Here is a 25,118-nt window from a genome sequence, read left to right on the forward strand (position 1 = left end):
ACGCCACGGACTGAACCTCAAACGAGCACGTGAGGCCATTCCCTGCGTCGCGCGGAAGAGTGAACCGTGGACGCAGTCCATTCTTTCAATCGCTGGCAATTAGGCACGACGTTACGCGATAAATTACGTCGGCTGTTGTACACCGAACGAAATCCGACATGTCGCACTACCAGCGAGTACCGGGCTCCGATGATGCGCGGCCCCGAATACCACATCTCTGCTGTGAAATTGCTGGACACTTCGTCGCGTGGTTGACAGGATGTCATCGATCGCGCGCTGCCCGCCGATATCCACGCAAAGCGGGCACAATCGACACCGCGATGAGCACCACCACCCAGATGGCGACCTTGATGAGGTTCTCGGTCAGCGGCCCGCCCGCGGCCAGCGCCCGCATCGACTCGATGGCCGGCGTCATGGGCTGGTTCTCGACCACCGGCTGCAACCATGTGGGGTACGCGCTCACCGGAGAGAACCCCGAATTGAAGAACATCAGCAGGCTGGAGAACAGACCCAGGTAGGGCACGATCGGGGCGCCGGGCTTGGCATTGACGGCAAGGGCAAGGGTCATCGTCGAGAACGCCGCCCCGTAGGCCAGCGCGACCGCGACGAGCCCGATCGCCGGGCCGGGGCCCTGGGTGAACCGGAAGCCGATCAGGAATCCGGCCGCCAACAAGATCACCGTCGTGATGAGAATGCGAATGAGTTCCGCGGCGATCCTCGAGGTCAGGTCCGCGGCTCGGTTGATGGGCAGCACATATAGGCGCGCGAGGAGCCCGGTGGCGCGCTCCCGGTTGAGCCGGGTCGCCGACGCGATCGAACCGAACATCGCCCCGACGAGGATCACCAGCGGCACCGTGCCGTATGCACTGTTCTCACCGGTTGCCGACCCGATGGCGTCACCGAGCACGACCTTGAACATCAACATGCTCAGGGCCGGGAAGATGAGCGACTGCAGTAGCGTCGGAAAATCCCGGACGAAGACGAGTACCTGGCGGCCGGTCAACGGCATGCTCTGTGTCCACCAGCCGCGCAACGAGGATTCGCTCGGAACGTTCGCGGCGACCGGGATGAGGTGATCGCCGGCGATGCTGTTGGTCGACGGGGCGCTCATTTCCATGCCTTCCTGCTCCCGAGGATCAGCAGCACCACCGCGGCGACGAGTAGTCCGCCGCACCAAGCGATCGAGGGCCGCACGATGTCCCACGTGGCCGTGTTGGAGTCGAGCGCGCGCATCGCGATGGCGAACTGCGAGATCGGCTGATTGCGCACGAACGGCTGAATCCATTCGGGAAACTGCGACAGCGGCACGAAGCCGGTCGAGAGCATGCCCAGGATCAGGGTGGGCAGCGTCATCGCCTGGCTGGTCGCCTCGGGGGTCCGCGCGACCAGCCCGATTCCGTCGGCGAGCATCGAGAACAACACTCCGATCGCCGCGGCGAGGGCGAACAGACCCACGGTTCCGACCACTCCACCGTCGGCTCGCCAGCCGATCAACAGACACGCGACGGATGCGCACATCAGCGAAACGACGAGCAACACGAGGTTGGTCGCCGTCCGCGCGAGCATCGGTACCGCCGCCGACATGGGCAGAACCCGAAACCGGGTGTTGATCCCCTCGGCACCGTCATTGGCGGCGCGCATCGCCGCCGACGACGCGGCGAAGCCCACCGACTGCAGAACGATGATCGGCATCAGGAACTGGCCGTAGTTCATGCCGGGCGCGGAGTCCATGATGCTGCGCAGCGGCAGGTAGAAACACACCGCGAGAAAGGCCGGCGAGAGGAAGGCGAAGATCAGCTCGCCATTGCGGACGACCTTCGCCACGCCGCGCCCGGTGAGCGCCCACCATTGAGCCAGCGGGCGTTCACGTGCCTGCAGCGATCCCGTCGAGTGCGGCGGGGCGACTACGCTCATGTCACGACCCCGCCCGATCGCGGCGTGGGTCGGTCAACGCCAGGAACACCTCGTCCAGCGAGGGTCTGCGCATGGCCACATCGGACAGGGCGATGCCGGCGTCGGTGGTCCGGCGGATCACCTCGACGAGGGTCTCCGGCCCGAGCGGCGCGGGGACCGACACGACGTGGTCGTCCTCCGCCGGGGCGTCGGGTCCGATGAGGTCGGCGAACAACTCGCGCAAGCGTCCCAGATCCCGAGAATCGGTGGGAGTCACCTCGCAATAGGCGGCACCAGTGGACTGCTTGAGCTGGTCCGAAGACCCCTCCGCGATCACCCGGCCCTTGTCGATGACCACGATGTTGTCGGCCAGCACATCGGCTTCCTCGAGATACTGCGTCGTCAGCAGGATCGTCACACCGTCGGACTTGAGGCGTTCGACGAGGGCCCACACCTCCTGGCGGCTACGCGGGTCGAGGCCGGTCGTGGGCTCGTCGAGGAACACGACCTTGGGCTCGGTGACCAAACCGCAGGCGATGTCGATGCGCCGTCGCATCCCGCCGGAGTACTGCCCGACGCGCTTGGCACCGGCGTCGGTCAGGGAGAACATCTCGAGCAACTCGTCGGCGCGGGCGCGGGCAACAGCTTTCGACAAGCCGAGCAGCCGCCCGAACAGCACCAGGTTCTCGCGGCCGGTCAACGCTTCGTCGAGCGCAGCGAACTGCCCCGTCAGCATGATCGAACGACGTACCGCTGCCGCGTCGGAGACCACGTCGTGGCCGTACACCGACGCCGAGCCCTTGTCCGGTTGGAGAAGAGTGCACAGCATGTTCACGGTGGTCGTCTTACCCGCCCCGTTCGGACCGAGAATGGCGACGATGCTCCCCCGCGCAACGGTGAAGCTCACCTCCTCGACGGCCACCATGTCCTTGAACCGCTTGTGCAGGCCGCTCGCGACGATCGCCGGCGGCTCGTCGGATGACCGAGTGCGAGCATCGGCGACAGCACCGACGTCCTCGCGGTAGGACGCCTGTGGCTGTGGCCGTGCCGCAGGCGGGCGCGGTGGCTGATCGCGACCCGGCCGCAACGGGTCGGACGTCGAGGGACCGACAGGTGCAGGGCGCGGTGGTGGCGCCGCCCACGTCGGCGGAGCTGCCGTCGCGAACGATTCCGGTGGATTCGGAGCGGGCCTGGTCTCCCGTGGCGTCGCGACGGCAGGGTCCGTCACGGAGTCAGCTCCGGGTATCGGCGCTGCGCGCGCCCACGTACTCATCGAGTCCGGACGGCTCTGCGAGTCCGGCACATGGCCATTCGTGCTGACAGGGCGCCCATTTCGGGACTTCGGGGACGCGCCGTACTCGCCGCGGTCGGGCGACGTCGCCGTAGACCCCGGAGCGCGGACCGGCCCGGATGGTCGGTTCGTCACCGCTTCTCCGGCGATCGTTCGCGCGGAGTCGGGCATCGGAGCACGGGCCTCGCCGTTGGCACGCTCCTGTCGCCACCGACGCAACTGTTCCTCGACCGGATCCGGGCTCTGGAACGGATCGGGTTCGTCGGCGCCCGGCGCACTCGTGTTCCGACGATGCCGTGGCTCGCTCACTGCGCCAGGCCTCTGAGTATCGGACATGTGGTTCCTCTGCGGTCGGTGACGCACGGGCTCGCAACTGGGTCGGCGCAGGCCTGCATCAGAGCAGTGTCCCGGCGTGGAGCCCGCCGAGGGCACTCACACACATGGCGCCACCTCTCCGTCCAAACGTACGCACGCACGCCACCTTCCCGACCACCCTGCATGTCTGTCGCCCATCGAGGCCCAAGAGTTACCGGTACCTCCCGGCGGCGTCGCACGCCCACCGGGAGGCGACCTCCTGAGGACACCGTCCGTGGTCGTCCAACCAGCGACGAAAGCACTTGCTTCGCAATTGTCGGCTCGCACAATCGGGCACTTCTCAACCAACGGTCAAGATACGTGATGAATCCACCTCCTCGGCAACAATTCCCGGGGGCCGTGTCGCTGTGGGCGCATTCAGGAGGAAGTATTCACGCCGACGACCTGGCGTAATGCCGACGGAGAACCACGAAATATGTCGGGTATGCTCCATGAAGGACACTGGTCGCGAATGGTTACCCCGGGGAGTATTGAGTGGCGACGCTTTCGGTCGTGGTTCCGGCCCATAACGAAGAATCAAACCTCAATGAGTGTTTGAATAAACTGCTCGACCAGACGCTTCCGATTGATGAAATCATCGTCGTGGACAACAACTCGACCGACGCCACCGCCCAGATCATCGACAAGTACTCTGCTCGTGATCCTCGGGTTCGTCGGGTAAACGAGACCAAGCCGGGGGTGCATGCCGCCCGACGGCGAGGGCTCGACGAGGCGAAGTCGGACCTGATCGCCAAGGTGGATGCGGACACCCATGTCGGTAACGACTGGGCGCAGGTGGTCGTCGAGTTCTTCGATAGCGATCGCGGCTCGGCATTCTCCGCACTCACCGGCCCGTTCCTCATGTGGGACGCGCCGCTCTACGGCTTTCAGAAGCGGCTGGCCGAACGTGGCTTCCGCAAGCTCGACACCGACAAGCCGATCGGATCCGTTCACGGTCCGGGGTATGTACTCCGACGCGAGGCCTGGCAGGAGATCAGAGATCATCTGCACGATGACGAGCCGGGCGTCTGGGAGGACCTCGACATCGGTCTCGCGATGAAAGAAAAGGGCCTGCAGACCGCGATCGAACCACACCTCCTCGCCGACAGCTCATGTCGACGCTTGCAGGTGTCTCCATGGGGGAACCGCCGATACATGGTGGGTGGTCGTATCACTGCGCGGGCCCACGGTGAACACCAACTCGCCAGGATGATGACGATCTTCTTTCCCCTGCGAATCTTCGCCCATACCTACTATTGGGTGCTTCTGCGGCCGTGGGACAACGCGAGCCGCACGTGGCGACCGCATCGGTACTTCACCCGACTGCCGGACTTCTAGCCTCGGACATGCAGCGACCGGGCGCGCGCCGACGCGCACATTACGCTCGAACGCATGCCTCTCGACAAAACCGGCGCAGAAGCCGACATCTCCCAGCTCCCAGACTCGCAGCGCTACCAGATCAGCGTCGATGAACAGATCGCCGGCTTCACCGCCTACCGCGAACGCGAGCACGATGGGGCGACCGAACGCATCTTCTTCCACACCGAGGTGGACGAGAAGTTCGGTGGACGCGGCCTGGCCACCATCCTGATCGAGCAGGCTCTCACCGACACGCGGGCGCAGGGCAAGGTCATCGTCGGCGTGTGCCCGCTGGTCGCGGCGTTCCTCAAGAAGCACCACGAGTTCGACGGCGACACCCGTCCCGTGCACGAGGAGACGATCAACTGGCTCCAAGGTCAGATCAATTGATCAACTTTTCACCGATGTGGGGCCCTAAGTCCCTGTCGGTCCCCGCGGCAGTCCCCTACTCTTGAACCTGTGAGCGGGGGTGGACGACCGCTCACCGCGACGGTTGGGCAGACCCGCCGGCCACCTCTCCGGGCGTGGCACCGCAACCGATCACCGGCCCGTCCGACGCTCTGCGTCGGGCGGGCCGAGTCGCATCCGGACCCTGCCGGCGACCATCGGACATGTCGGACTCGCACCCTAGACTGACGGCGTGGCGTTGATGGTTGGTCAAGAATTCGCGGGATATCGGATCGTCCGGGTACTGGGCGCCGGCGGCATGGGCGAGGTGTACCTGGCCCAACACCCGCGCCTGCCACGCCTCGACGCGCTCAAGGTGTTGCCGGCGAATCTCTCGTCGGACGAGGCCTTCCGACGTCGGTTCACCCGTGAAGCCGATCTCGCGGTACGCCTCGACCATCCGAACGTCGTCGACGTCTACGACCGCGGCGAGCACGACGGTCAGCTCTGGATCACCATGCGATACGTCGAAGGCCTCGACGCCGCCGCGCTCTTGTCGTCGCATCCGGGTGGTCTGCGGGCCGACGAGGTCGTGCACATCGTCTCCGCGGTCGCCGACGCTCTCGACCACGCTCACTCCCAGAACCTGCTACACCGCGACGTCAAGCCCGCCAACATCCTGCTCACCGACGCCGCCGGCCCGTCCGGAAACCGCCGCGTCCTGCTCGCCGACTTCGGCATCGCGCGCCCCATCCTCGACGACACCCGCCTGACCGCCACGAACCTCACGGTCGGGTCGTTCGCCTACTCCTCACCCGAGCAGCTTGCCGCCGAGAAGCTCGACGGGCGCGCCGACCAGTACTCACTCGCCTGCACCGCTTACCAGCTACTCAGTGGCTCAACACCTTTCGCGAACACGAATGCGGCGGCATTGATCCGTCAGCACTTGACCGAGATCCCACCGGCGATCACCACCCGCCGACGCGATCTGTCTCCGCGCGTCGACCAGGTCCTTCACCGTGCGCTCGAGAAGGATCCGAACCACCGGTATCGGACCTGCACGGAATTCGCGACCGAACTCACCGCAGCACTCGCAGCACATCCGGCCGCACCCACCGTCGCACCTCCGCCCGATCCCTCGACCGTCGGTCATCAGCGCACGCAAAGTGCTCCGGCCTCGTATCCACAACCTGCCGTCGAACTGGGGAAACCCGGTCCGTCCTCAGGTGGCGCGCCCCAACCCGGTCAGACCTCACTCCCCCCGATCTCGCCAGGCGTGACACCGCCGCCGTACACGACGCACGGGACTGCGCAACGGTCGAATCCGGTCGTGTCGTATCAGGCACACGGCAGTCCACAGAATCAACATCGGCAACCATCGGGATACCCGTCGCCACCTGACCCCAAAGCCAAGAGTTACGCCCTGTGGTCAATGATCTGCGCGGTGCTGTCGTTCCCCGGCGTCTGCTTGGTTGTCGTCGGATTCGCCGCGGCTGCTCTGGCGGTGTTCTTCGGACTCTCGAGCCTCAAAATCTCCAAGGCACGCCCCGACGTGCCGCCGGCGCAGCACAATCGCGGCCTGGCGATCGCCGGACTCGTGGTCGCCGGTCTCGGCCTCGTGTGGAATATCGGTGTCCTCATCGCGGCCCTCGCCCCCAGCAGTCCGTGATCAGGTCGAACTCCAAGAGCACGACGACACCGTCCGCTTCGAATCCACTTTCACAACTTCGCGAATCACCCGTTGCGCGCCAAGCTATGATTTCCGACATGTCCGCGATCTCTTCGATCCAGGCCGAAACTCTCGACATCCTCCGGACGGTGATTCCAGCTGGCAGCACGGTCGCCCTCCTCGATTTCCCCAACCACGCCAACGCCGGAGACGTCCTCATCTATCGAGGCGAACTCGCCTATCTCCAGCGGCTGGGGTGCGAGATCGCCTACACGGCAACGTTCAACACCTACGACAAAGGCGCTCTCGCTTCCGCCGTCTCCACGGGCCCGATCCTTCTTCATGGTGGAGGCAACTTCGGTGACAGGTACCCCATTTATCAGCCATTTCGGGAACGGGTGATCGGCGAGAATCGTGATCGCCCGATCATCTGTCTGCCGCAAACGTTCGAATACACCGACCAGAGCGCTTTGACCCACACCCAGCAGGTGTACGGCGAACATCCCGACCTCACCTTGCTGATTCGCGATCGCAGCGCTCTACAGCGAGTCACCGAACTTTTTCCAGCGAACCAGGTCCGCTATTGCCCGGATACCGCCCTCGGAACCGGGCGCATCGACCCCGCCCGCGAACCCGACCACGACGTTGTCTTCCTCAAACGGACTGACGACGAGTCGGCGTTCTCCGTCGACGACATCCCGCAGAGCTTGATCGATGAGGCGTTCACCCATGACTGGCGTATGGAGTGGTTCGGATACGACCTCAAATGGTGGCCGCAGTCGCTTGCGATAGTGAGTCTGAGTATGGTTCCGGTGTTCCGGCGTCGGATCCACCGATGGGCCAAACGAGCCTTCGACCGCCAGTCCGAACTGATCGTGCACTCGGCAGTCGATGCCCTCTCACGCGGTCGTGTCGTCCTCACCGACCGACTCCACGGTGCAGTCCTCGGTGTTCTGCTCGAGAAGCCGGTCGTCATGGTGGACAACGCCAACAGCAAGTTGTCGGCGGCGTTCCGCGATTACCTGGCCACCTTCGCTCACGTTGCCCTTGCCCGCGACTTCCACGAAGGCTATGACGTCGCCAAATCGATGGCTTCCACGTTGTGACTCGGGTCGCGAGACGTCTCTGGGGTACCCGCGCCAAACCTCAACTTGTGGTCCGTGCCGAGGCGTCGTCCGCAGAACGCATCTCCGCAACGATCCAGGCTCCCGACGGCACCGCGATGACTGTCGCCACCGAGTCCTCGCACCCGTTGGACAGCTCGGCGACGCCGTGGCTGGCGCCGACCATTCCGACGGCGATGTGGCTGTCCGCCGATCTCACCATCGAGGGCGCGGTCGATCCTGTAGCCCTTGAGAACGCGGGTAAGGCGCAGCGAGTGCTCGCCGAGTGGTATCCACGGCACCTCGCACCCGCCGACATTCACGCCCACCAGGGGCCGACCGCGCCCCCCGCGGATGGCGTCGGCTGCTTTTTCAGCGGAGGTGTCGACAGCTTCTATTCCGCCCTCACTCACCTGGACCGACTCACCCACCTCGTCTTCGTCCTGGGTTTCGACATCATGGACGACGAGGTATTGGCGACTCAGGCGCTGGATTCGGCTCGATCAGCCGCAGTCGAACTGGGCAAGCCTCTCATCGAGGTGCGCACCACCCTGCGGAGCGCGTTCGGTGACCTCGTCCGCGTGCCGTGGGGGTGGGTCTTCCACGGGCCCGCCCTCGCCCATGTGGCCACCGCGCTCTCGCCGGTGCTCGGCACGGTCATCGTCCCGTCGTCGTACTCCACCGGCTGTATCCACCGGTGGGGCTCTCATCCCGAACTCGACCCTCTATGGTCGAGTTCGTCGGTGACACTCGAGCACGATTCCATCGACGTGACGAGGCTCGAGAAGGTCAGGACGATCAGTAAATCGTCCACCGCGATGAGGAATCTCCGCGTGTGTTGGGAGAATCGCGACGGGCGGTTCAACTGTGGTCGTTGCTCGAAGTGTCTGCGCACCATGCTGGAGTTGCTGGTGGCCGGCGGGAATTGCACGACTCTGCCGGACCGACCTCGCGCCGATCAGGTGAAGCACATCCACGCCGCTTCGGGCGAACGATTCCATCTCCGGCAGGTACTCGACGAGCTTCGCGCCGGGAGCATCGACGATCCGGAACTCGAACGGGCCATCCGCACTGCGATCCGTCGCGGACCCGTACTTCAGTACTTTCCCCAGCGCCGATAACACTCGCGAATACGAAGACGACGAAGCGGCCCGCTCCCCTGAGGGAACGGGCCGCTTCGCGTGCATCCTGTTGCGAGAACGCCTTACTTGGCCTTCTCCAGCACCTCGACGAGTCGCCAGTGCTTGGTCGCCGACAGCGGGCGGGTCTCCATGATCCGCACACGGTCGCCGACGCCGGCATCGCCGTTCTCGTCGTGGGCCTTGACCTTGCTCGTGGTCCGGATGATCTTGCCGTACAGCGCGTGACGCTTACGGTCTTCCAGCTCGACCACGATGGTCTTCTGCATCTTGTCGCTGACGACGTAGCCGATCCGCTCCTTGCGGCGGTTACGCTCGGCGGTCGCCGATGCTTCTTGGGTTTCGGTCACCTTCTGGTCCTCACTCATGCGTCATCACCATCCGGTCCCGACGCCAGACCGAGCTCGCGCTCCCGCATCACGGTGTAGATGCGCGCGATCTCGCGACGCACCGTCCGCAGACGCCGGTTGTTGTCGAGCTGACCGGTGGCCATCTGGAACCGAAGGTTGAAGAGCTCTTCCTTCGACTCTTTCAAGCGGTCGACCAGATCGGTGTCACTGAGGTCACGCAGCTCGGCTGCGGCAACTCCGAGTCCCATCAGAACTGCTCCTCTCTGGTCACGATTCGGGTCTTGATCGGGAGCTTGTGCTGCGCGCGGCGCAGGGCCTCGCGAGCGATCTCCTCGTTCGGGTAGGTCATCTCGAACAGCACGCGACCCGGCTTGACCGGAGCCACCCACCACTCGGGAGAACCCTTACCCGAACCCATGCGGGTTTCGGCCGGCTTCTTGGTGAGCGGACGGTCCGGGAAGATGTTGATCCAGACCTTGCCGCCACGCTTGATGTGCCGGTTGATGGCGATACGAGCGGACTCGATCTGACGGTTGGTGATGTAGGCGCCTTCCAGAGCCTGGATGCCGAAATCACCGAACGTCACCTTGGTACCGCCCGACGCCTGACCCTTCAGGCTCGGGTGATGCTGCTTGCGGTGCTTGACCCGCCGTGGGATCAACATTGCCTAGCCCTCCTGCTTCTCTGCACCGGCTGCTGCCGTCGCCTCAGCGGGGGCCTCGGCAGCGCGACCGGCGTCGGTGCTCGTGGCCGTGGTGCCCGAGGCACCGCTGCGGCGGGGACGGCTCGGCCGACGCGGACGACGGTCTTCTGCGGCCGGCGCGGCTGCGGACAGCTCACGCTTGCCACCGACGATGTCGCCCTTGTAGATCCACACCTTCACGCCGATCCGGCCGAAGGTGGTCTTGGCCTCGTGCAAGCCGTAGTCGATGTCGGCGCGCAGGGTGTGCAGGGGCACACGGCCTTCGCGGTAGAACTCGCTGCGGCTCATCTCCGCGCCGCCCAGGCGACCCGAGCACTGCACCCGGATGCCCTTGACGTTGGGCTGACGCATCGCCGACTGGATGGCCTTGCGCATCGCGCGACGGAACGCCACACGGTTGCTCAGCTGCTCGGCGACACCCTGGGCCACCAGCTGGGCCTCGGACTCAGGGTTCTTGACCTCGAGGATGTTCAGCTGGACCTGCTTGCCGGTCAGCTTCTCCAGCTCGCCGCGGATGCGATCGGCCTCGGCGCCGCGGCGACCGATGACGATGCCCGGGCGGGCGGTGTGGATGTCGACGCGAACCCGGTCACGGGTGCGCTCGATCTCCACCTTGGCGATGCCGGCGCGCTCGAGCCCCTGCGAGAGGAGCTTGCGGATGGCGACATCCTCTTTCACGTACTCCGCGTACTGCTTGTCGGCGTACCACCGGCTGTTCCAGTCGGTGGTGATGCCCAGACGGAAGCCGTGCGGGTTGATTTTCTGGCCCACTACTAGGCTCCCTTCTTCTTCGGCTGACGCGAACGACCGCGACCGCCGGCGGCGGCCTTCTCCGGCAGGCTCTCCACGACCACGGTGATGTGGCTGGTGCGCTTGCGGATACGGAACGCGCGGCCCTGCGCACGCGGCTGGAACCGCTTCATGGTCGGGCCCTCGTCGGCGTAAGCCGTGGCGACGACCAGGCTCCGGCGATCGAGGTCCTGGTTGTTCTCGGCGTTGGCGACCGCGCTGGCGAGCACCTTGTACACGGGCTCCGACGCCGACTGCGGGGCGAACCGCAGGATGTCGAGGGCCTCGTCGACGTTCTTGCCGCGGATCAGGTCGAGCACGCGACGTGCCTTCATCGGCGTCACGCGCACGAACTTGGCCGTGGCCTTCGCGGTGGGATTATCGGTCTGCGTAGTCATTACCGGCGCTTCGCTTTCCGGTCATCCTTGATGTGACCCTTGAAGGTACGGGTGGGGGCGAACTCGCCCAACTTGTGCCCGACCATGTTGTCCGAGACGAACACCGGGACATGCTTGCGACCGTCGTGGACGGCGAAGGTGTGTCCGATGAAGTCGGGGATGATGGTCGAACGGCGCGACCAGGTCTTGATGACCTGCTTGGTGCCCTTCTCGTTCTGTGCGTCGACCTTGGCAAGCAGGTGGTCGTCGACGAACGGGCCCTTCTTGAGGCTGCGTGGCATTCTCTAACTCCCTCCTGTGCTTATCGCTTGTTCTTGCCGGTACGACGGCGACGGACGATGAGCTTGTCGCTCGCCTTGTTCTTGCGGGTGCGGCCTTCCGGCTGACCCCACGGGCTGACCGGGTGACGACCACCGGAGGTCTTGCCCTCGCCACCACCGTGCGGGTGGTCGACCGGGTTCATGACCACACCACGGACGGTCGGGCGCTTGCCCTTCCACCGCATGCGGCCGGCCTTGCCCCAGTTGATGTTGCTCTGCTCGGCGTTGCCGACCTCGCCGACGGTGGCGCGGCAGCGCACGTCGACGCGACGGATCTCACCGGAGGGCATACGCAGGGTCGCGTAGGCACCCTCCTTGCCGAGCAGCTGGATCGACGCACCGGCCGAGCGGGCCATCTTCGCGCCGCCACCCGGGCGCAACTCGACGGCGTGCACCTGGGTACCGGTCGGGATGTTGCGCAGCGGCAGGTTGTTGCCGGGCTTGATGTCGGCGGTCGGACCGCTTTCCACCACGTCGCCCTGCTTGAGGTTCTTGGGCGCGATGATGTAGCGCTTCTCGCCGTCGACGTAGTGCAGCAACGCAATCCGCGCGGTGCGGTTCGGGTCGTACTCGATGTGTGCGACCTTGGCGTTGACGCCGTCCTTGTCGTTACGACGGAAGTCGATCAGACGGTAGGCACGCTTGTGACCGCCACCCTTGTGACGAGTGGTGATGCGACCGTGCGCGTTACGACCGCCGCGTCCGTGGAGCGGGCGGACCAACGACTTCTCCGGATGGTCACGGGTGATCTCGGCGAAATCCGAGCCGGACGACCCGCGACGACCGGGTGTCGTCGGCTTGTATTTACGAATAGCCATGTGAAAGTCCCTCTATTCCAAGAGTCCCGGTCAGCTGACCGAGCCTCCGAAGATCTCGATGGGCTTGCTGTCGGCGGTCAGCGTCACGAACGCGCGCTTGGTGGAGCGGCGCTGGCCGTAGCCGAAGCGGGTCCGCTTGCGCTTGCCCTGCCGGTTCGCGGTGTTGACGCTGTCGACGGTCACGTCGAAGATCTGCTCGACGGCGATCTTGATCTGCGTCTTGTTGGAGTCCGGGTGCACCAGGAAGGTGTACACGTTCTCCTCCATGAGCCCGTAGGACTTCTCCGAGATCACCGGCGCCAGGATGATGTCGCGCGGGTTGGCCTGGATAGCCATGCTCACGCCTCCTTCTGGTCGGTCTTGGATCCGTTGGCAGCGATGTACGCGTTGAGCGTCTCCACGCTGAACACCACCTCATCGGCGTCGAGGACGTCGTAGGTGTTGAGCTGATCGGCCGAGATCGGCAGCACGTTCTGCAGGTTCGCGACGCTCTTCCATGCGGTGAGGTCCTCACGGCCCAGCACCACCAGGAACTTGCGACGATCGCTCAGGCTCTCGAGGAACTGACGCGCGGTCTTGGTCGAGGGGACCTGACCGGGAACCAGCTCGGTGATCACATGGATGCGCTCGTTGCGAGCCCGATCGCTCAGCGCGCCGCGCAGGGCGGCCGCCTTCATCTTCTTCGGGGTGCGCTGGCTGTAGTCACGCGGCTGCGGACCGTGCACGGTGCCACCACCGGCGAACTGCGGTGCGCGGGTCGAACCCTGACGGGCGCGACCGGTGCCCTTCTGCCGGTACGGCTTGGCGCCACCGCCGCGAACCTCGCCGCGGGTCTTGGTGGCGTGCGTGCCCTGGCGCGCGGCGGCCTGCTGGGCCACCACGACCTGGTGCATCAGCGCGATGTTGGCCGGCGCGTCGAACAGTTCGGCGGGCAGATCAACGGTGCCGTTGGTCGTGCCGTCGGCGTTGCGGACGTCCAGCGTCAATTTGACTGTGGTTTCGGCGCTCACTTGTCAGCACCACCCTTCACTGCGTCGCGAACCACCACGATGCCGCCCCGACGACCCGGGATCGCTCCCTTGATCAGCAGCAGGCCGGCCTCGGCGTCCACCTTGTGGACGGTGAGGTTCTGCGTGGTCACCTTGTCGTTACCCATACGTCCGGCCATCCGCATGCCCTTGAACACGCGGCCCGGGGTGGCGCAGCCACCGATGGAACCCGGCGCGCGGTGCACGCGGTGTGCACCGTGGCTGGCGCCCAGACCGGAGAAGCCGTGACGCTTCATCGGACCGGCGAAGCCCTTGCCCTTGGAGGTGCCGGTGACGTCGACCAGCGCACCGTCGGCGAAGATCTCGGCGGTCAATTCCTGACCGACCTCGAGCTCGCTGACATCGGCCACGCGGATCTCGGCCAGGTGCCGGCGCGGGGTGACCCCGGCCTTGCTGAACTGACCGGCAACCGGCTTGGTGACCTTGCGCGGATCGATGGCGCCGTAGGCGACCTGCACGGCGGTGTAGCCGTCACGCTCCGCGGTGCGCAGCTGGGTCACGACGTTCGGGCCCGCCGCGATGACGGTGACCGGGACGACGCGGTTGTTCTCGTCGAATACCTGGGTCATGCCGAGCTTGGTGCCCAGGATGCCCTTGGTTGAACTCTGGTTGCTCATGATTCTTCGCCCCCGCCCTACTGGATGTTGACGTCGACGCTGGCCGGCAGGTCGATGCGCATGAGCGCGTCGACCGTCTTCGGCGTCGGGTCGAGGATGTCGATGAGTCGCTTGTGGGTACGCATCTCGAAGTGTTCGCGGCTGTCCTTGTACTTGTGCGGCGAACGGATGACGCAGTACACGTTCTTCTCGGTGGGCAACGGCACCGGGCCGACCACGCGTGCCCCGGTACGGGTCACGGTTTCCACGATCTTGCGCGCCGAAGCGTCGATCGCCTCGTGGTCATAGGCCTTGAGCCTGATGCGGATCTTCTGTCCCGCCACGCTGTGTCCTCTTCCGTCAGTTGTTCTCGACAGACGAACACCGCGCACCTGGGCCGGCACTAGCCGCCGGCGGGCACATAGATCACCGCGTGAGAGTCGGGATCGACGCTGTTCATCTGTCGTTGTACGTTGGCTCGCCCATCAGACGAACCGATTTGCTCCGGCACCCGCGGTCGGGCGTGTCGAGTCCGTGAACCGAGACCGGCGCACGCGTTACACGCCCAGTCCCCGATTTCCGGGCCTGGGAGTCATTCACCTGAGCGAAGCCGCGGAAAATCCCGCAACCTGCCGTCCAGGCAACCCGACAAGTATGCACCAGGGCGGGGGGTGGATTCAAATCGGCCCCTGATGCCACCCGACCTGCAACAACCGCGTCGTCAGCTGCGCGAACGACGCGTCACCCGCCGTCGGGGGGCCGCGGCATTAGAACCGTAGCCATGATGCGCTCTGATCAGACCGGCTCACCGTGGGGGCCGACCATGGTCGCCCTGGCTGCGGCCGGGGTTCTGGGGTCGATGCTCTGCCAGTTTCATCGCGTGCAGCTCGAGAACGACTGGAACGCGCACATGCTCGCGATCAGGTGTCATCCGGTCGCTGCGCTGCCGGACCTGCGTCCCATCTCATGGGCGGCCACCTGTGCGGCCGCGCTCGGCGTGCTCGCCGGCGGCGCGCTCGTCCTCAAGGTGGCGGTGTGTGGCATCCAGGTGCGTGCGGCATGGGTGCCCCTCGCGATTCTGCTGGTGATCGTCGGTGCCGTTATGTTCGCGGCGTCGCTGGCCTCGGTACTCGACATCCCGTCGCACCTGATCGCGGGCTTCGGCACCGATGGCACCGGGCTGCCCTGTGGCGACGGGTGACGGGGCCGATCACCCGCATCGCAGACCACGGAGTCGCATGCATCGTCGGCCATCACGGCCACGCCCGTCGCCGACGGCACCACCGGGCGAAGCGAGGAGGCTCCCGGAATGCACATCCGTCTCACACATCGATCATTCGATCATCACGATCAGGACGCCAGCGTGGCCAGATCGACCTGTGCGGCCATCGTCGAGTAGCCGGCGGCATTCGGGTGCAGCAGGTCCGGCCCACTCAACCGCGGGTTCAAACCGTTTGGATCATGCGGATCGCGCATCGCGGACTCGAAGTCGATGACACTGTCGGACAGGTGTTGTCGGCGAATCCACGCATTCACCACGAGCCGTTGCCCATTGGCCGCCGGCGTGCTCCACCCGTCGGACAGCGAGGTCGCCGCGGGCAGGAGGGTTCCGAGGTGGACTCGAAGGCCTGCCGCATGAAGCCGCAGGATGACCTTGCGTAGTCCGTCGATCACCGTGGCCGCATCGGTACCCGGCGGAATCCCGAGATCGTTGATGCCTTCGAGCAGGATGACGTCGCGGACGCCCGGAACCCCGATGACGTCGTCCGCCACCCGGTCCATCAGCGACGGACCGTAGGCGAAGATCGCAGGCCCCAAGGTCACGCGGTTGCCACTGATCCCCGCGTTGAGGACCGGCCGGTCGATTCCCGCCCGATCGAGACGTCGTTGCAAGAAGTCCGGGTAGCGCACGTTGGTATCGATTACCGACCGATCCTCGGTGAGACCCAGGTACTGGGCTGCCATGAATCCGTCGGTGATCGAGTCGCCGACGGCGACGACACTGGTCACCGAAGTCGTTGCAGCAAAGTCGATTCCGCTGACGAGCGGTACCTGGTCGGTGGGGACGGTGAATGCAGCGCCGGAGGTGTCGCGGCTGTGGTCGCCGCTGCCGGCGACGGTCGCGAAGCTCGTGGCGTTACCGACGTAGTGGACGGTGGGCACGGTCGCGTCGGGGAGGAACACCGACACTGCCAGCGACCGCCACGCCGTGACGTCGACGTCGACCGGGTCGCTGGCGACGTCGGCACCCGGTGCGATCGACACCGAGTCGCTGCCGCCGAAGGTCACCGGCACGATCCTCTTGACCTGCGCGCCGCGGACACGGCGTGACACGGTGACGCCGCCGATACGAATCGGCTTGGCGCCGAACCGGTTCGTCAGGCGTACCCGTTCGACCGATCCCGACAGGTGCGGCGTCGTCATCACGCGCAACGTGTGGTCGGCAGGCGCCGAGGGAATCGGGTTCTCCAGCGAGATGTCGCCGCGATTACTCGGCGCCGCCATCCAGCCGGCCACCCAATGCGCCCCGACGCCGGGGCCGCGATCCGACGGATGTGCTTGCACGACACCAACACCGGCTGTCGCCAGTACCGCGGCCACCACGATCGCAACCGCACCGCGTCGCGCCCGTCCTGTCGGTCTCCTCATGGATGTCCCTCCCCGGACTCGAGTTGACCATACGGTCAAGTCATTCGACTATCGGGGCTCGTCGCGCCCGGTGCAACGGATTGCGGCGATTGGCCGCCGCAGACGCCGACGACGCCGGGACCGTGGAGGTCTCCGACGTCGTCGACGATCCGACCCGGTGGTCGGAGGAATGCGGTATCAGGGCAGGGGAATCCAGAACCCGAACAGCCAGAACCCGTTCGGGGTGTACTGACCCGGCTGCCAACGCGGCTGCGGATGCCACTGCGGCTGCGGGTGCCACTGCGGTTGCGGCTGCCACCGGTTCGGCTGTGGTTGCGGCTGCCACCGGTTGGGCTGCTGGTAATGGTTTCCCGGCGGCGGCGGTGCGGCCGACGCGATGCCGGCACCGGCGCCGATGCCGGTGACGATGGCCCCGGCGGCGATGACGCCCGCCACGATCCGCTTTGCGGGCACTGAGCGCGACTTCACCGACCGCGCCTCGGTCCCCGAACTGCTGACGGTGTTCATGAGATGTCCCTTCGAACGACGATGATCGTCGACGGCGTCGGACGGCGCCGGCTCGACAGCCGCGACGACCAACAACTCCCGACCGTGTCGGTCGGGAGTCGACGGAGTCGTCGGCCAGTGCTGACGCTACGCCGTCCCAGGGACAGAAAATCGAACCTGACCTGCAGGTTCACTGTGGGAGGCTGAGCCTTTTAGGTGCTTTGATCCGAACGCGAAGAGCTGATTGCCAGCCGAATCACATCAATGTTCGTTTTGCTCCCAGCAACCCCACAGCGCTCCTGCGATCGGTCAGGGCAGCGGAATCCACAACCCGAAGAACCAGAACCCGCGCGGGCTGGTCTGACGCGGCGCCCACTGCTGACGCTGGGGCTGCTGCTGACGCTGGGGCTGCGGCTGCTGCTGACGCTGCGGTTGGGGCTGCTGCTGACGCTGCGGTTGCTGCTGGGTCTGCTGGTGGCTGGGGGCCGTCGGCGCCGCCGAGGCGAGACCCGCCCCTGCTCCGACGCCGGTGATGATGGCACCGGCGGCTACGACACCGGCCACGGTGCGCTTGATGGTGATGCCCGAACGCTTGGCGGTCGCTGTTGTCATCTGGGTTTCCCTTTCTCGGATCTACGGACGGACGACGAGGTCGAAAGACCGCCGTCCACAGCCACGGCGACGTCGCCATCGGTGTGATCAGGAGAACCGATCCACTCCCCGGCGCAACGTCCGCTTCGTGTCTAAGCCATTACGCTACAACCACTTTCGGGCCGAAATCGTCGCGCACGCTGCGAGGTTTCTGTGCGGTTCATGCCGGTTTGACCGTTTAGCCCGGTACACCCGAAGCGTCCTGTCAGGACCGCCACAGACAAGGCCGCAGTGCTCACAGCCGATCGCCAGCGATCTCAGCCGAGCACGGCCGCTCGCCCCGCACGGGTGGGCGGTTAGGGTCGGTTCCATGACGACCAAGCCCTCGCACACCGACGATGCTCGACCATCGGCGATGACCGCGACCTACGCCCTGCGCCGGCGCCTGCCCGACAACGTTCTCGGCCACGCCCTGTTCTCTCTCGGTATGGTCGCGCGCGTTCCCTACTTCGGCACCGTGCTGCCCATCGTCGAGGAGATGCGCCCCGGGTACTGCAAGGTGAGCGCGCCCAAGTGGTTCGGCGTGTACAACCACATCGGCACGTTCCACGCGATCGCGGCGTGCAACCTCGCCGAGGCCGCGATGGGCATGCTGATGGAGGCCAGCCTGCCGCCGTCGCATCGCTGGCTGCCCAAGGCCATGTCGACGCAATACCTGGCCAAGGCCACCACGCGACTGACGGCGGAGGCGACCCTGACCGAACCGATCGACGTCGAGGCGATCAGTACCGGAACCGACGTCGTCGTCTCCGTCCGCATCCTCGACACGCACGGCACCGAGGTGGTCCACGCCGACATCACCACCTGGGTGACGCCACGCGCGGGCGACGACTCACGCTGACGCACCGGGACAAAACTCCTAGGCTGGGACGATGATGTCGCGTCTGCCGCGACATGGAGACGAAAGGTTGCTATTTCATGTGTGGAGTCTGCGGCGAGATCCGCTTCGACGGGTCCGCGCCCGACGTCTCTTCCGTCGACGCGATGACCGCCGCGATGACGCGACGGGGCCCGGACGCCTCCGGGGTCTACATGAAAGGCAATGTGGCGCTGGGGCATCGGCGTCTGAAGATCATCGACCTGTCCGAGCGGGGCGGTCAGCCGATGGTCGATCCCGAGTTGGGGCTGGCGTTGGTGTTCAACGGCTGCATCTACAACTATCAGGAGTTGCGCCACGAACTCGAGGGCAAGGGCTACCGATTCTTCTCCTACGCCGATTCCGAGGTCATCCTCAAGGCCTTTCACGCGTGGGGCGCCGACTGCGTCGAGCGCCTGATCGGGATGTTCGCGTTCGCCGTCGTCGACACCGATTCGGGCACGGTGACCCTGGCTCGCGATCGTCTGGGCATCAAGCCGTTGTATCTGGCGGAAACGCCCGGGCGGCTGCGGTTCGCGTCGTCGTTGCAGGCGCTGCTGCGGGCCGGGGACGTCGACACCTCCATCGACCGGGTCGCGCTGCACCACTACTTCAGCTTTCACGCGGTGGTTCCGGCACCGCACACCATGTACAACGGCATCCGCAAACTGCCTCCGGCCACCGTCCGGACCATCACCCGTGATGGCCGCAGCACCGAGCGCCGGTACTGGGAGCCGGTGTTCGCCCCACATGCCGATCGGGCCGACTGGGACGAGAAGCGCTGGCAGCACGAGTTGATGGATTCCCTGCGCACCTCGGTGCGGCGTCGGATGGTCGCCGACGTCCCGGTCGGGGTGTTGCTGTCCGGGGGCATCGACTCGTCACTGGTGGTGGCGCTGCTGGCCGAGCAGGGCCAGACCGACCTCGCCACATTCAGCATCGGATTCGATTCCGCAGCAGGCGAATCGGGCGATGAGTACGGCTACTCCGACCTCATCGCCGATACCTTCGGCACCGATCATCACAAGATCCACATCGGCACCGACCGGCTGCTGCCCGCCGTCGGCGACACGATCGCCGCGATGAGTGAGCCGATGGTCAGCCACGATTGCGTCGCGTTCTATCTGCTCTCCGAGGAGGTGAGCAAGTCCATCAAAGTGGTGCAGTCCGGGCAGGGTGCCGACGAGATCCTCGGCGGTTACTCCTGGTATCCGCCGCTGGCCGGTATCGCGCGCCCGGAGACGACGAAGGCCTACCGTGAGGTCTTCTTCGATCGGTCGCACGAGGAGATCGCCGCGATCCTCGCCGACGACTATCTGTTGGAGGAGCGCGATTTCGACCCCAGTTGGGAGTTCGCACTGGCCCATCAGTCGGCCCCGGGCGCGCACACCTCGGTCGACGCAGCGCTGCGCCTCGATACCACGGTCATGCTGGTCGACGACCCGGTCAAGCGGGTCGACACGATGACCATGGCCTGGGGACTCGAAGCACGCGTGCCGTTCCTCGACCACGAGTTCGTCGAGCTCGCCGCCACCTGCCCGCCGGATCTCAAACTGGCACATGGCGGTAAGGGCGTACTGAAGGAGGCCAGTCGCGCGTTGCTGCCCTCGGCCGTCATCGACCGCACCAAGGGGTACTTTCCGGTGCCGGGTATCCGGCACCTCGAGGGCGAGGTCTTCGATCTCGTCGCCGATGTACTCAAGACGCGCTCAGCAACCGACCGCGGGCTGTACCGGCCGGCCGCGCTCGACCGACTGTTCGCAGATCCCAACGGGATTCGCACTCGCCTCGACGGCAACGAGCTGTGGCAGGTCGCGATGCTCGAGATGTGGTTGCAGACCATGGAAGGTCTCACCGCACCGTGACGCCGTCCGTTCCGCCCGGCGCGCAGGCGTCGACACCCGATTCCATCGCCGCCGGCGTCCCCGACCCCGCGTTCTCGGTGCGCTTCGACGAGAACGGGTGGCACACGTACGGTCCGTCGGTCTCGCCGGACGGGTCGGCATTCGCCTACATCGTCGACGACGGGACCGGTTATCCGCGTGCGGCACAGCGGGTTCTGACTCCCGACGGGGTCGGCGAACTGCGGTGGGTGCGGGTACCGGCGACCGGACCGGTGCGCAAGCTCGTGCATTCCAGCGACGGCCAGTGGCTCGCGGTGGAGTTGGCGCCCGGCGGCGGTGAGCACCACCAGGTGTGGGTCGTGACGACCGATCCCGACGACGACACCGCACATCGCGTCGCCGCGATCCGTCCCGACGGCAATCCCTACACCGCGGGCGCCGGGCGGTCTTTCGGTACGGTGACCCTTGTCGGTTGGGACACCGATTGGGTCCTGATCACCGCCACGGCGACCGACGGCACCGCGCACTCGCTGCGGATTCATCCGAGCACGGGCACCACCCAGACCCTCGACGTGCGTGTCGGTGGCGCACTGATCGACTCGTGGAAGGGCGCCACGCTGCTGCGTGTCGGCCCGCGCGGTTACCACGACATGCTGCTGCTGCGACGCCGGGATCGCCAGGACGGCACGGGATCGGCCGGTCCGCTCGATGGTCACGTCCGGCGTTCGGCGCGTCCGCTTCGACCGGCGCTCGCGGTCGGGGCCCGCGAGGACGAGCCGGAGGTCGAGATGAGCACACTGTTGCCCAACGATCCGGGTTCGGTGACCGACGACGGGTACATACTCGACCAGGGCTTCGACCACCCGTCGCTGGTGTTCGTCGGGCCGCCCGGTGACGCCGAGCGTGATCTCGACTCGGTACAAGCCGTGGTGCGCAGTGACTTCGATGCCAAGTATCCGCGCCTACTCGGTGTGGAGGTGGCCCGCACCGGAACCCGCTTCCGGGTGCTGGCACAGCGCGCGGGCTGCGGCCTCGACGCCTTCGCGGTCTCCCACGACCAATCAACGGTCGCGATGTTGTGGAACACCGACGGGCACAGCGAGTTACAAATCATGACGCTTCCCGATCAGACACTGCACGATCCGATTCCACTGCCGGGTGACGTGGCGTCGGAGTTGTCGATCAGCGCGGCGGGCACTCTCATCGCGGTGACGGTGTCTAGTCCGCAGCGCTCGCCGCTGGTGCATCTGATCAACACCGCGAGCCGGGAGGTCACCCCGGTCCGCGACGACATGGTGACCGGCACCGGCCCGTCGCACACCCTGCGGCCCGAGTTGCACGATTTCTCCGCGCGCGATGGGATGCCGTTGTCGGGCTGGCTGTTTCGGCCAGCACAGCGCTCATCCGACGCCGACGACCGTCCGACCCCGTACCTGTTGTATTTTCACGGTGGTCCCGAGGCACAGACCCGGCCCGACTATCACTTCCTGTTCGGTCCGCTCGTCGACGCCGGCATCGGGGTGTTCGCTCCCAACGTGCGCGGGTCCTCGGGGTACGGGCGTCTGTTCTCGCACGCCGACGACCGCTACGGCCGGTACGCGGGGATCGACGACGCGGCCGATTGCGCGGAGTATCTCGTCGATGCCGGTATCGCCGATCCCGACGCGCTCTACGTGTCGGGGCGGTCCTATGGTGGCTATCTGACATTGGCGTGCTTGACTTTTCACCCCCAGCTCTTCGCGGCCGGCATCGCGATCTGCGGTATGAGCGATCTCGAGTCGTTCTTCCGCAACACCGAGCCGTGGATCGCGGTGGCCGCCTACACCAAGTACGGTCATCCGGAGTCGGATCGCGAACTGCTGCGTGACCTGTCCCCGATCCACCGGATCGACGAGGTGTGCGCTCCGTTGCTGGTGATTCACGGCGCCCACGACACCAACGTTCCGGTCAGTGAATCGCAGCAGATCGTGCACGAATTGCGGTCGCGTGGTCGGGTGGCGGAGTTGCTGATGTTCGGTGACGAGGGCCACGAGATCGTCAAGCGCGACAATCAGCAGCGACTGACCAATGCGGTTGCCGATTGGGTCTTGCGTCATCCCTCGGCCGCGGCCGCCCACGCCGAATCGCACCGGCTGGCCCGCGCCGCCGAATTCGGCTGGGATGCCGCGGATTCGGTGTCGGATCAGGCCCGGCTGTCGTGAACCGCCGGCGGCCCAATCTCCTGGTTGCGAAACTCGTCGAGGTCCGATCACATCACGAGCACGCGAACATCGAGGAGGAGTTGCGCCGACTGATCCTCTCCGGTGGTGCACCGCCGGGCACCGTCATTCCCCCGGGTGAGGTTGCCGACGCCTTTCGTGTGAGTCCGATCCCGGTGCGGGAGGCACTCAAGACTCTCGTCGGAGAGGGACTGGTTGTCCACCAGCGTAATTCCGGATATCGGGTGAGTTCGTTGTCGACCGACGAACTCAAGGAGATCTACTTCGTTCGCGGCGTCCTCGAACAGGCCGCGCTCGCCCAGGCCGTCGACCGTGCCTCCGAGGCCGATATCGCAGCCGCACGTGGCTGCCACGAGCAACTGGTGACCGCCACCAAGTGGGGCGACGGCAAGTCGTTTCACGACGTGTCGAGGCAGTTCCACATGTGTCTGACCGCGCCGTGCGCGATGCCACGTTTGTTGTCGATGTTCGAGTCGACGTGGAATCTGACCGAGCCGTTCCAGGTCATGCGCAGCGTGAGCTCGGCCACCCAGGAGCTCCTGAACGACGACCATGCGGCTCTGCTGGACGGATTCACCGCTCGCGACGTCAGCGCCGTACTCGACGTGGCGAATACTCACCACGCTCGCCTGGAGACCGCGATCCTGGAGACCGCGGGCCGTCTCGGCCTTCCACCCGAGTGACGGACGCGCCGCCGATCGGATCAGCGCGCACCCGTCCGACGAACGCGGAGCACCCTGCCGGGGAGTCACTCCGTAATCGTCACCGGCCCAGCAACCTGGCCACCGCATCCGCCGGCAGCTCACCCGACGACACCGGAAACACCCCACCATCATCACCAACCAAAAAATACATCCGATCCACCCGAACCTCACCCGGACGATCCCGCACAAACACCCGCCACCCACCATCCACCCGAGACACCACCGCATCCTCCACCACAAACCCCAACACCGGACTCACCGCCACAAACGCCGCCACCCGATCCACCGCCGACGCACCATCAGCCACCACAATCGGCCGACCACACACCACCGACGGCTCCACCAAATCCCCAAACATCGCCACCGCCCGATCCTGCACCACGCCCGCCGTCGCCATCGACGCCTCAAAATCCGCGGCCACGTCACCACACAACACATGCACCACACCCCGCACCGGATCCCGATCCACCACCACCACCAACGCATCAAACAACCACAAAGGCACCGGGTAATCATGGCGAAGCTCTTTAACAAGCCTTAGCACGCGCTTTGTATCAACCATCGACAAATCCGCGAACCGATCATCAATTACCCGTCCCTCAAAGAGGGCAATATCAGTCCAACGAGAATGGCCAGGATCAAAGTGTCCGACCCAGACAAACCTGCCCCAAGGACCATCAGAGAGCTCACCCGAACTGCCCACGACAATTTGACCAATTTGAGCACCAAGACGTTCGAGCAACATTGTCAGCGAGCCGCTTCCAGTCATATCGCATCCGCCCTCTCGATCCTGGACAAGATTTCGCGTTTATAGTACTGACGAGTATAGGTTTGCCGACTTTTATTGTCGAAGGTATCACCGAGCTTAACACCTAGTAATGGCCGACCGGACGCGGCCGAATAGGCTCTACCGGCGACGATCACCTCCTCCGGTCTCTCCCCCACCACCGGCGCATCCAGGTCGATCGTCACCTCCACCCGTGCCCCATACCGGGCGAAATCAGCCCACTCATTCTCCATCACCCGATACGGCTGCGTATTGGAATGCCCGTCCTGAGCAAACATGTTGCGCAACCCCTGCGCCAAAACAAACCGGAAACCGAACACATGCCCACCCTGATCGGTGTCGAACACCTCCTGCACACCCTGCCCCCGCGCAGCCCACTTCTGCGCCGCCTCCTCCGCACCCGGCCGATCCACCCGATCAAACACCTCACCAATCACCACCTTTCCACCCACCGGCACCTCCACACCGTTCTCCCCGAACGCAGTGGTCAACGCGCTCTCCGCCTCCCCCGGACAGCACGCATGCCCACAATTCACCAAGCACCTTCACCATCTCCGCCAACCCCCACAAGCCGACCAACAATAGGTCGACATCAACAAGCCCAAGCAGCTACCGCCCACCCAGCAACCTGGCCACCGCCTCCCCCGGCGGCTCACCCGACGACACCGGAAACACCCCACCATCATCACCAACCAAAAAATACG

General features: G+C 65.5%; 29 protein-coding genes. 10 read left to right on the plus strand and 19 right to left on the minus strand.

Features of this window, described 5'->3' with window-relative positions:
* Positions 1–262: 262 nt before the first annotated feature.
* From B1964_RS17575 to B1964_RS31090, 3 genes are read right to left on the minus strand one after another with little or no spacing between them, the layout of a single operon-like run.
* The gene (locus B1964_RS17575) at positions 263–1,111 is read right to left on the minus strand and encodes an ABC transporter permease (RefSeq protein ID WP_079930667.1); all 849 of its coding nucleotides are present in this window, start codon (positions 1,109–1,111) and stop codon (positions 263–265) included.
* Positions 1,108–1,914, minus strand: coding sequence for an ABC transporter permease (locus B1964_RS17580; RefSeq protein ID WP_079930668.1), 807 nt, complete (start codon positions 1,912–1,914; stop codon positions 1,108–1,110). Before B1964_RS17580 ends, B1964_RS17575 begins: the two co-directional genes overlap by 4 nt.
* 1 nt (position 1,915) lies before the next feature.
* Complete coding sequence (locus tag B1964_RS31090; protein WP_253194044.1) at positions 1,916–3,520, minus strand: ATP-binding cassette domain-containing protein; 1,605 nt, start codon at positions 3,518–3,520, stop codon at positions 1,916–1,918.
* A gap of 513 nt (positions 3,521–4,033) precedes the next feature.
* Here B1964_RS31090 and B1964_RS17590 point away from each other — a divergent pair.
* The 5 genes from B1964_RS17590 to B1964_RS17610 all read left to right on the plus strand — a co-directional run bounded on the left by B1964_RS17590 (position 4,034) and on the right by B1964_RS17610 (position 9,177).
* Complete coding sequence (locus B1964_RS17590) at positions 4,034–4,876, plus strand: glycosyltransferase family 2 protein (RefSeq protein WP_172398878.1); 843 nt, start codon at positions 4,034–4,036, stop codon at positions 4,874–4,876.
* A gap of 54 nt (positions 4,877–4,930) precedes the next feature.
* Complete coding sequence (locus B1964_RS17595; protein WP_079930670.1) at positions 4,931–5,287, plus strand: GNAT family N-acetyltransferase; 357 nt, start codon at positions 4,931–4,933, stop codon at positions 5,285–5,287.
* 259 nt (positions 5,288–5,546) lie between these two features.
* Positions 5,547–6,953 carry a serine/threonine-protein kinase gene (locus tag B1964_RS17600; RefSeq protein ID WP_079930677.1) on the plus strand — a complete coding sequence of 469 codons (1,407 nt, stop codon included), beginning with the start codon at positions 5,547–5,549 and terminating at the stop codon, positions 6,951–6,953.
* 98 nt (positions 6,954–7,051) lie between these two features.
* Positions 7,052–8,059, plus strand: coding sequence for a polysaccharide pyruvyl transferase family protein (locus B1964_RS17605; RefSeq protein ID WP_253194045.1), 1,008 nt, complete (start codon positions 7,052–7,054; stop codon positions 8,057–8,059).
* Positions 8,060–8,106: 47 nt separating this feature from the next.
* On the plus strand, positions 8,107–9,177 hold the full coding sequence (locus B1964_RS17610; RefSeq protein WP_079930678.1) for a hypothetical protein: 1,071 nt from the start codon (positions 8,107–8,109) through the stop codon (positions 9,175–9,177).
* Positions 9,178–9,260: 83 nt separating this feature from the next.
* Here B1964_RS17610 and rpsQ read toward each other — a convergent pair whose 3' ends face one another.
* From rpsQ to rpsJ, 11 genes are read right to left on the minus strand one after another with little or no spacing between them, the layout of a single operon-like run.
* On the minus strand, positions 9,261–9,563 hold the full coding sequence (gene rpsQ, locus B1964_RS17615) for a 30S ribosomal protein S17 (RefSeq protein ID WP_006367920.1): 303 nt from the start codon (positions 9,561–9,563) through the stop codon (positions 9,261–9,263).
* Entirely contained in the window at positions 9,560–9,793 is a 234-nt protein-coding gene (rpmC, locus tag B1964_RS17620) for a 50S ribosomal protein L29 (RefSeq protein WP_006367919.1), read from the minus strand. The genes rpsQ and rpmC overlap by 4 nt, the downstream gene beginning before the upstream one ends.
* Complete coding sequence (gene rplP / locus B1964_RS17625; RefSeq protein ID WP_006367918.1) at positions 9,793–10,209, minus strand: 50S ribosomal protein L16; 417 nt, start codon at positions 10,207–10,209, stop codon at positions 9,793–9,795. Before rplP ends, rpmC begins: the two co-directional genes overlap by 1 nt.
* A gap of 3 nt (positions 10,210–10,212) precedes the next feature.
* Complete coding sequence (gene rpsC / locus B1964_RS17630) at positions 10,213–11,019, minus strand: 30S ribosomal protein S3 (RefSeq protein WP_006367917.1); 807 nt, start codon at positions 11,017–11,019, stop codon at positions 10,213–10,215.
* Positions 11,020–11,021: 2 nt separating this feature from the next.
* Positions 11,022–11,435: a 50S ribosomal protein L22 gene (rplV, locus tag B1964_RS17635; protein ID WP_006367916.1), complete on the minus strand. Its 414-nt coding sequence runs from the start codon at positions 11,433–11,435 to the stop codon at positions 11,022–11,024.
* Positions 11,435–11,716 (minus strand): 30S ribosomal protein S19, encoded by a 282-nt coding sequence (rpsS, locus tag B1964_RS17640; protein WP_006367915.1) that lies wholly within the window; start codon positions 11,714–11,716, stop codon positions 11,435–11,437. The genes rplV and rpsS overlap by 1 nt, the downstream gene beginning before the upstream one ends.
* Before the next feature lie 20 nt (positions 11,717–11,736).
* Positions 11,737–12,573, minus strand: coding sequence for a 50S ribosomal protein L2 (gene rplB, locus B1964_RS17645; protein ID WP_006367914.1), 837 nt, complete (start codon positions 12,571–12,573; stop codon positions 11,737–11,739).
* A 30-nt stretch (positions 12,574–12,603) separates the two neighbouring features.
* Positions 12,604–12,909, minus strand: coding sequence for a 50S ribosomal protein L23 (gene rplW, locus B1964_RS17650; protein WP_006367913.1), 306 nt, complete (start codon positions 12,907–12,909; stop codon positions 12,604–12,606).
* 2 nt (positions 12,910–12,911) lie between these two features.
* Positions 12,912–13,583 carry a 50S ribosomal protein L4 gene (rplD, locus tag B1964_RS17655; RefSeq protein WP_006367912.1) on the minus strand — a complete coding sequence of 224 codons (672 nt, stop codon included), beginning with the start codon at positions 13,581–13,583 and terminating at the stop codon, positions 12,912–12,914.
* Positions 13,580–14,239 (minus strand): 50S ribosomal protein L3, encoded by a 660-nt coding sequence (gene rplC, locus B1964_RS17660; RefSeq protein ID WP_006367911.1) that lies wholly within the window; start codon positions 14,237–14,239, stop codon positions 13,580–13,582. Before rplC ends, rplD begins: the two co-directional genes overlap by 4 nt.
* Positions 14,240–14,256: 17 nt before the next feature.
* On the minus strand, positions 14,257–14,562 hold the full coding sequence (gene rpsJ, locus B1964_RS17665) for a 30S ribosomal protein S10 (protein WP_003938093.1): 306 nt from the start codon (positions 14,560–14,562) through the stop codon (positions 14,257–14,259).
* Positions 14,563–14,999: 437 nt separating this feature from the next.
* Here rpsJ and B1964_RS17670 point away from each other — a divergent pair, with 437 nt between their 5' ends.
* On the plus strand, positions 15,000–15,419 hold the full coding sequence (locus B1964_RS17670) for a hypothetical protein (RefSeq protein WP_079930671.1): 420 nt from the start codon (positions 15,000–15,002) through the stop codon (positions 15,417–15,419).
* Between the two features lie 149 nt (positions 15,420–15,568).
* On the opposite strand, the gene B1964_RS17675 is transcribed toward B1964_RS17670, so the two are convergent.
* From B1964_RS17675 to B1964_RS17685, 3 genes are all read right to left on the minus strand, one after another.
* Positions 15,569–16,867, minus strand: a complete 1,299-nt coding sequence (locus B1964_RS17675; RefSeq protein ID WP_253194046.1) for a GDSL-type esterase/lipase family protein — start codon at positions 16,865–16,867, stop codon at positions 15,569–15,571.
* A gap of 177 nt (positions 16,868–17,044) precedes the next feature.
* On the minus strand, positions 17,045–17,374 hold the full coding sequence (locus B1964_RS17680) for a hypothetical protein (RefSeq protein WP_253194047.1): 330 nt from the start codon (positions 17,372–17,374) through the stop codon (positions 17,045–17,047).
* A gap of 288 nt (positions 17,375–17,662) precedes the next feature.
* Complete coding sequence (locus B1964_RS17685; protein WP_079930672.1) at positions 17,663–17,965, minus strand: hypothetical protein; 303 nt, start codon at positions 17,963–17,965, stop codon at positions 17,663–17,665.
* Positions 17,966–18,314: 349 nt separating this feature from the next.
* On the opposite strand from B1964_RS17685, the gene B1964_RS17690 reads away from it, so the two are divergent.
* From B1964_RS17690 to B1964_RS17705, 4 genes are all read left to right on the plus strand, one after another.
* A complete protein-coding gene (locus B1964_RS17690; RefSeq protein WP_006367906.1) occupies positions 18,315–18,845 on the plus strand; it encodes a hotdog fold domain-containing protein in 531 nt (176 codons plus the stop codon).
* Between the two features lie 77 nt (positions 18,846–18,922).
* Complete coding sequence (locus B1964_RS17695; RefSeq protein WP_079930681.1) at positions 18,923–20,725, plus strand: N-acetylglutaminylglutamine amidotransferase; 1,803 nt, start codon at positions 18,923–18,925, stop codon at positions 20,723–20,725.
* Complete coding sequence (locus tag B1964_RS17700) at positions 20,722–22,905, plus strand: prolyl oligopeptidase family serine peptidase (RefSeq protein WP_079930673.1); 2,184 nt, start codon at positions 20,722–20,724, stop codon at positions 22,903–22,905. The genes B1964_RS17695 and B1964_RS17700 overlap by 4 nt, the downstream gene beginning before the upstream one ends.
* Positions 22,902–23,606, plus strand: coding sequence for a GntR family transcriptional regulator (locus B1964_RS17705; RefSeq protein WP_079930674.1), 705 nt, complete (start codon positions 22,902–22,904; stop codon positions 23,604–23,606). Before B1964_RS17700 ends, B1964_RS17705 begins: the two co-directional genes overlap by 4 nt.
* A 79-nt stretch (positions 23,607–23,685) precedes the next feature.
* Here B1964_RS17705 and B1964_RS17710 read toward each other — a convergent pair whose 3' ends face one another.
* Both B1964_RS17710 and B1964_RS17715 read right to left on the minus strand, forming a co-directional pair.
* Positions 23,686–24,396: a hypothetical protein gene (locus B1964_RS17710; RefSeq protein WP_079930675.1), complete on the minus strand. Its 711-nt coding sequence runs from the start codon at positions 24,394–24,396 to the stop codon at positions 23,686–23,688.
* Positions 24,393–24,905 carry a DNA/RNA non-specific endonuclease gene (locus tag B1964_RS17715; RefSeq protein WP_253194048.1) on the minus strand — a complete coding sequence of 171 codons (513 nt, stop codon included), beginning with the start codon at positions 24,903–24,905 and terminating at the stop codon, positions 24,393–24,395. Before B1964_RS17715 ends, B1964_RS17710 begins: the two co-directional genes overlap by 4 nt.
* Between the last annotated feature and the right edge of the window lie 213 nt (positions 24,906–25,118).

Origin of the sequence: Gordonia sp. i37, from assembly GCF_002043085.1 — a bacterium.
GTDB classification, from domain to species: Bacteria; Actinomycetota; Actinomycetes; order Mycobacteriales; family Mycobacteriaceae; genus Gordonia; species Gordonia polyisoprenivorans.